Here is a 6,000-nt window from a genome sequence, read left to right as displayed (position 1 = left end):
GCGGCCCGTGCCGGCTCGGCGGCCCGCGCCGGCGCCGTTTCGGCCGCGCCGTCCGCGCGTTCGTACGAAGCGCGGAACTTGGCCAGCAGGGGCAGGCCCAGGGCCTGCGACAGGCGATCGGTCTCGCTGGTGCCGTAAGCCAGGGCGACCGGCAGCACGCCGGCGGCGCGCAGGCCGTCGATCAGGGCCTGGGCGGTGGCCGCGTCCGGGGTCTGGCTGAGACCGCCGAAATCGAGCACCACCGCGGCGCGGCCGAACATGTTCGGCGCGCGCTGGACCCGGGAACGCATCTCGGCGACCAGGCGGTCGACATCGAGGGTGCGGATGCGCAGGTTGGCGATGCCGACCTGGCCGATTTTGAGCTCGCCGGCCTGTTCGTAATCCACGGCCACGCTCACGGGCAGGTCCCGGTGGGGCGCGGGGCGAGGGCGGCTGCGGCCTGGGCGGCGCGCGCCGCCGGCACGCGCCGCCGGGTCAGCCACTCGACCTCCGGCAGGGCGTCGCCGTAGGTGTCGCGCACCCAGGGATAGCTGCACAGCGGCTTCATGAGCATCGCCGCGCGCACGCCGGCCTCCTCCATGACGTGCTGGCCGACCTCGCGGAAGCCGAAGCTGCCGTGGAACAGCAGGGCCGGGTCGTTGCCGCCTTCCAGGAACACCTCGCAGGCCAACTGCGGGTAGCGCATCTCGGCATAGCTTTGCGCATCGGCGTAGAACGCGCGGCCGACGCCGCCGCCGCGGCGGCGGCTGGCGACCACGATGCGGTCGATATAGAAGAAATCCGGGTAACGCTCGCGGAACCAGCGGAAATTGCTGCTGTCGTGCGCGCTGTCGGCGCCCATGCCGATCAGGAAGCCGGCCAGGCTGCCGTCGCGCTCGGCGACGCGGAAGTATTCGGCGGTGTCGAAAAAGTGACGCAGACGGGCCGCATCCAGCGGCAGGATCGCGGGTCCGGCGGCATTGTTGAGGGCAAGGACGGAATCCAGCTCGTGCTCGCGCACGTCGCGGACGACGATCGACATTCCAGGCTCCAGGTATTCAAAAACCGGCACGCGTTCCGTGCCGGCGCGCCCGATTATCGCATGGCACCGGCCCGGCGGCGAACGCCAAGTGCATGACTTTCGGACGGCTGTGCTTGGCCTCCCGTACCGTTAGCATGCGTTCATGCTGGCCCGCCTGACCCACACCCGATTGCTGCGCTACGCCGGCCTGTTTACCTGGGGCCTGGTCGGCTCCTGGCTGCTGTCGATCTGGCTCGACCCGGACTACCTCCAGCCCAGCCACGGCGAGCTGTACCTGCAGATCCTGCGCTGGGTCGCGGTTTACATCACCTTCGGCGCGGTCTACTGGTGGATCACCCGCTCGCTCGGCGAGCGCCGGACCGGGCTGCTCGATTATCTGCAGCTGCTGGTGCTCGGCGGCTGCGCGATCGGCATCAGCTATTACTCCGGCAGCGGCCTGGGCAGCGTCCTGCTGATGGTCCTGGCCGGGCTGTTGCCGTGGATGGTGCCGGTGCGGATCGGCGTGGCCGGGCTGATGGTGCTCAACCTGGTCATCATCCCGGTGTTCATCGAGGCGGTGCAGATGCCGCCGCTGGTGGCGGTGCTGCAGTCGCTGCTGTACACCGGCTTCTCCGGCTTCGTGTTCCTGACCGCGATGGTCGCCAAACAGCAGACCCAGGCGCGCGAAGACCAGCGCCGCTTGAACGCCGAGCTGCGCGCGACCCGCGCGCTGCTGGCGGAGAGCGCGCGCATCAACGAGCGCACCCGCATCTCGCGCGAGCTGCACGACCTGCTCGGCCACCACCTGACCGCGCTGAGCCTGAACCTGGAAGTCGCCGGGCACCTGTCCGAGGGCCGGGCCAAGGAGCACGTGCAGCAGGCCCATACCCTGGCCCGGCTGCTGCTGACCGACGTGCGCGAAGCGGTCAGCCAGCTGCGCGACAACGGCGCCATCGACCTGGCCCTGGCGCTGCGGCCGCTGGCGGAGAACGTGCCCTCGCTCGAGATCCGCATGGACATCGACGAACCGTTGACCCTGGACGACCCCGAGCGCGCCCACGTGCTGCTGCGCTGCGCCCAGGAAATCATCACCAACGCCGTGCGCCACGCCGGCGCCGAGCATCTGTGGATCGACGTGCGCCGCAACGGCGACCACATCGTCATGAGCGCGCGCGACGACGGTCGCGGCGCCGATCACCTGGTCGCCGGCAACGGCTTGCGCGGGATGCGCGAGCGTCTGCAGCAATACGGCGGCCGCCTGAGCATCGAAACCCGCGCACAGGCCGGCTTCTGCCTGCAACTGACTCTGCCCGCCACCGCGGCCGCGATGGCCCGCGAAGGAGCTCTGACATGATTCCCAATCCCATCCGCGTATTGCTCGTCGACGATCAGACCCTGGTCCGGCAGGGCGTGCGCTCGCTGCTGGCCCTGGCCGACGGCATCGAAGTCGTGGCCGAGGCCGGCGACGGCCGCCAGGCGGTCGAGATGATCCCGACCCTGCGTCCGGACGTGGTCCTGATGGACATGCGCATGCCGGTGATGTCCGGCCTGGAGGCGCTGCAAGCGCTGGCGCGCTCGGGCTATCTGCCGCCGACCATCATCCTGACCACCTTCGACGACGATCAGCTGGTGCTGGCCGGGCTCAAGGCCGGCGCCAAGGGCTACCTGCTCAAGGACGTGTCGCTGGAGCAACTGGTCGGAGCGATCCAGACCGTGGCCGAGGGCGGTTCGCTGGTGCAGCCGGCGGTGACCCAGCGGCTGCTGTCGGGGCTGGAACACATGCGCAACGACTTCGTCAGCCTGGACCGACCGGACCCGCTGACCGAGCGCGAGACCGAGATCCTGCGCCTGATGGCCGGCGGTTTTTCCAACAAGGAGATCGCCAATTCGCTGGGCGTGGCCGAAGGCACGATCAAGAACCACGTGTCCAACATCCTCAGCAAGCTCGGCGTGCGCGACCGCACCCGGGCGGTGCTCAAGGCCTTCGAACTGCAGCTGGTCTGAGCCGGCGCGGTCGGGCCGGCCAGGCCCCGGCGGGCCGGCCAGGTCCCGCGCCGTTTCCCGCGCCGTTGCGACGGCGTCGCGGCCGCCGGGGCTCGACCATCGCCGGCTTGCGGACTTGTCCGGATTTGTGCATCGGCATCGCCGGCCGCGCGGCATACCCGGGCGAATGTGCTGGGGATAACGCAGGAAACCCCGGTTTTCAGCGGGTTTCCGCCGCTCGCGCGGCGGGCGGGAACGGCGACGGAACCGGGCCTGAGATTCTTGTTGTGACGGGTGCCCCTGCCGGGATTTATCTTGCTACGATTGTGGGTCTGCGCCCCGGCCCGACCCGGGCCCGGCCCTGGAGAACCTGAATGACCCGTCTTATCGAGATTCTGATTTCGCTGGCGATCGTCGCCGTGCTGTTCCTGGTAGTCGGCGTGGTTCTGCCGTCGAGCCGCCACCTGTCGCACTCGGTTGAGACCAACCGCAAGCTGACCATCGTGTTCGATACCTTGAACAGCCTGCGCCGCTTCAAGGATTGGAACCCGCTGGCCCTGCGCGATCCGGCCATGGAAATGAAGCTGGTCGGCAAGGAAGAGGGCGTGGGCGCCCGCCTGGAGTACTCGTCCAAGGAACGCGGCCTGGGCAAGGGCAGCTGGGAAATCGTCAAGAGCGAGCCGGGCAAGCTGGTCGGCTACAAGATCAGCAATCCGGAGCGCGGCGACAACAAGCGCACCCAGTTCACCCTGCGCCCGACCGGCAAGAACAACCGCAACGTCGAGATCACCCAGACCTACGACGTCGATTACGGCTGGGATCTGCTGGGCCGCTACTCCGGCCTGTACGTCAGCAGCAACGTCGGCGAAGACATGAAGATGGGCCTGGCGCGCCTGAGCAACATGCTCGCCACCGTGCCGAACTACGACTACGCCAAGCTGGCGGAAACCGATCCGAACAACGCGCCGAAGATCGTCGACCGTCCGGCCGAGAACGTGCTGACCGTGACCGCCGCGGTCGAGCGCAACAACGACAAGATCAAGGCCCAGATCCACGGCAACATGGAGTGGATCAAGAAGGTCATCGCCGCCAACGGCCTGGAAGCGGTCGGTCCGGTCCGCATCGTGACCAACGAGTTCGGCAGCGAAACCTACTCCTTCGACGTGGCCCAGGTCGTGCGCAAGATCGGCGACACCAGCCCGGAAGCGGCCAAGCTCGACGTCAAGGTCGACGGCGCCGGCAACCCGGTCAAGGCCGAGTATTGGCCGGCGACCAAGGTCGTCGTCGCCAGCAGCGGCGGCCACAACTTCGCCGGCCTGCCGCCGGTCCGCGACGCCGTCCGCGCCTGGGCGCTGACCCGCGGCTACACCACCAGCGAGCGTCCGTACGAAGCCTGGAAGGCCGGCATCGATCAGAGCTTCGATCCGGCCCTGGGCCAGTTCGACGTCTACTGGCCGGTCAAGTAAGCCGACCCGGCCCGCGCCTGGCGCGGGCCGACTGCAGCACTGCGAAAGCGCGCCGCACCTGCGGCGCGTTTTCTTTTGTCCGCGCGCAATCGCCCACCCGCCGCCGTCCGCCTGTGGGGGCGGCGCAAGCCGCGACAATCGAAGCGATTGACGCAAGCGCCGTCGCCGACGACGGTGCGGCCGGCGGATCGGGCATGTCGGCGCCCGAGGTTCGAATGCTTCGGCCTGTGCGGGGATACAGCACCGCTTCGGCTGGCGCGGCTGGCGCCGCTCCTGCAGGAGCCGTGCGCGCCGCTTTCCGGAATCGCAACTTCCGCACAGCGGCGGCCAGCGCCCGCCGCGCGCGGCGGCTGCTATCGTGATCGCCCGCCGACCGTGCGCAATCCGAACGCATGAACGCTTCCGCCGTTCCGCCCGAAGCTCTTCCCCCGTATCCGCGCGCGCTCGCTGCTGCCGGCGCCGTACTCGCCGCGCTCGCGGTGGCTTTGTCCGCCTATGCCGCGCATGTCGCCGACCCGACCGCGCAGTCGCGCCTGCAGACGGCGGCGGTGTTCGCCTTCGGCCACGGCGTCGCGCTCGCCGCGCTGGCGCCGCGCGCGCGGCGCCGGCTCGGCCAGCTCGCGCTGGCGGCCTTGCTGCTGGGCGTGTTGGTGTTCGCCGGCGGGCTGGCGTCGGCCTACTTCGTCGGCACGTCGACCCGCCTGCTGCCCTACGGCGGCAGCCTGATGATCCTGGCGTGGCTGGCCTACGCCGCCGACGCGGCGCGTCGCTGAGATGCCGCGCCACGCCCGCGGTTTCGACACCGAGGCGGCGCATGCCTGGCTGAGCAAGCGCGACCGCAAGCTCGGCGCCTGGATGCGCAAACTCGATCGGCACCGGCCGCAGCCCGGGCCGATGCCGGCCGACCCGCGTTGGCGCCAGCGCTTCGACCCGGTCGACGCCCTGGCGCGCGCGATCCTGTTCCAGCAGCTCAGCGGCAAGGCCGCCTCGACGATAGTCGGGCGGGTCGAGGCCGCGATCGGCAGCGAGCGCCTGCATCACGACACCCTCGGCCGCTGCGACGACGCGGCCTTGCGCGCCTGCGGCGTATCCGCCAACAAACTGCTGGCGCTGCGCGACTTGGCCGCGCGCGAAGCCCGCGGCGAAATCCCCGACCTGCGCCGCATGGCGACGATGAGCGACGACGCCATCGTCGGGGCGCTGGTGCCGATCCGCGGCATTGGCCGCTGGACCGTGGAGATGATGCTGATGTTCCGCCTCGGCCGCGCCGACGTGCTGCCGGTCGACGACCTCGGCATCCGCAAGGGCGCGCAACGCGTGCACGGCCTGGACGCCATGCCGGCGCCGAAGGCCCTGGCCGAACTCGGCGAGCGCTGGGGCCCTTATCGCAGCTACGCCAGCCTGTACCTGTGGCGCATCGCCGACTTCGCCGACGGCGCGGCCAAGCCGGCGACCAACCGTTCGCAGGACTGATTCGCAGGATCGGCGTCCGCCAGCGCGCGGCGTGCTGCCGGCAGGCGCGACGTAAGCCCCGACCCGGAGCACGCGGAA

6 protein-coding genes and 1 pseudogene are annotated in these 6,000 nt (G+C 70.0%); 5 read left to right on the top strand and 2 right to left on the bottom strand.

What is annotated here, in order from left to right:
* Window positions 1–398: pseudogene (gene minC / locus TX83_RS02265) on the bottom strand (septum site-determining protein MinC); the annotation flags it as partial.
* Window positions 395–1,021, bottom strand: a complete 627-nt coding sequence (locus TX83_RS02260; protein ID WP_064746293.1) for a GNAT family N-acetyltransferase — start codon at window positions 1,019–1,021, stop codon at window positions 395–397. The pseudogene minC and the gene TX83_RS02260, both read right to left, overlap by 4 nt.
* A gap of 142 nt (window positions 1,022–1,163) precedes the next feature.
* Here TX83_RS02260 and TX83_RS02255 point away from each other — a divergent pair, with 142 nt between their 5' ends.
* The 5 genes from TX83_RS02255 to TX83_RS02235 all read left to right on the top strand — a co-directional run bounded on the left by TX83_RS02255 (window position 1,164) and on the right by TX83_RS02235 (window position 5,922).
* On the top strand, window positions 1,164–2,354 hold the full coding sequence (locus TX83_RS02255; RefSeq protein WP_064746292.1) for a sensor histidine kinase: 1,191 nt from the start codon (window positions 1,164–1,166) through the stop codon (window positions 2,352–2,354).
* The gene (locus TX83_RS02250) at window positions 2,351–3,004 is read left to right on the top strand and encodes a response regulator (RefSeq protein WP_064746291.1); all 654 of its coding nucleotides are present in this window, start codon (window positions 2,351–2,353) and stop codon (window positions 3,002–3,004) included. The genes TX83_RS02255 and TX83_RS02250 overlap by 4 nt, the downstream gene beginning before the upstream one ends.
* 353 nt (window positions 3,005–3,357) lie before the next feature.
* Window positions 3,358–4,449, top strand: coding sequence for an SRPBCC family protein (locus TX83_RS02245; RefSeq protein ID WP_064746290.1), 1,092 nt, complete (start codon window positions 3,358–3,360; stop codon window positions 4,447–4,449).
* A 392-nt stretch (window positions 4,450–4,841) separates the two neighbouring features.
* Window positions 4,842–5,222, top strand: coding sequence for a DUF423 domain-containing protein (locus TX83_RS02240; protein ID WP_064746289.1), 381 nt, complete (start codon window positions 4,842–4,844; stop codon window positions 5,220–5,222).
* A gap of 1 nt (window position 5,223) precedes the next feature.
* Window positions 5,224–5,922 (top strand): DNA-3-methyladenine glycosylase family protein, encoded by a 699-nt coding sequence (locus TX83_RS02235; RefSeq protein WP_064746288.1) that lies wholly within the window; start codon window positions 5,224–5,226, stop codon window positions 5,920–5,922.
* The last annotated feature ends 78 nt before the right edge of the window (window positions 5,923–6,000 follow it).

It is taken from the genome of Lysobacter antibioticus HS124 (assembly GCF_000336385.2).
GTDB classification, from domain to species: Bacteria; Pseudomonadota; Gammaproteobacteria; order Xanthomonadales; family Xanthomonadaceae; genus Lysobacter; species Lysobacter firmicutimachus.
Note: the sequence above shows the minus strand (reverse complement) of the source record. Positions and strands in the feature narration are given on the sequence as shown.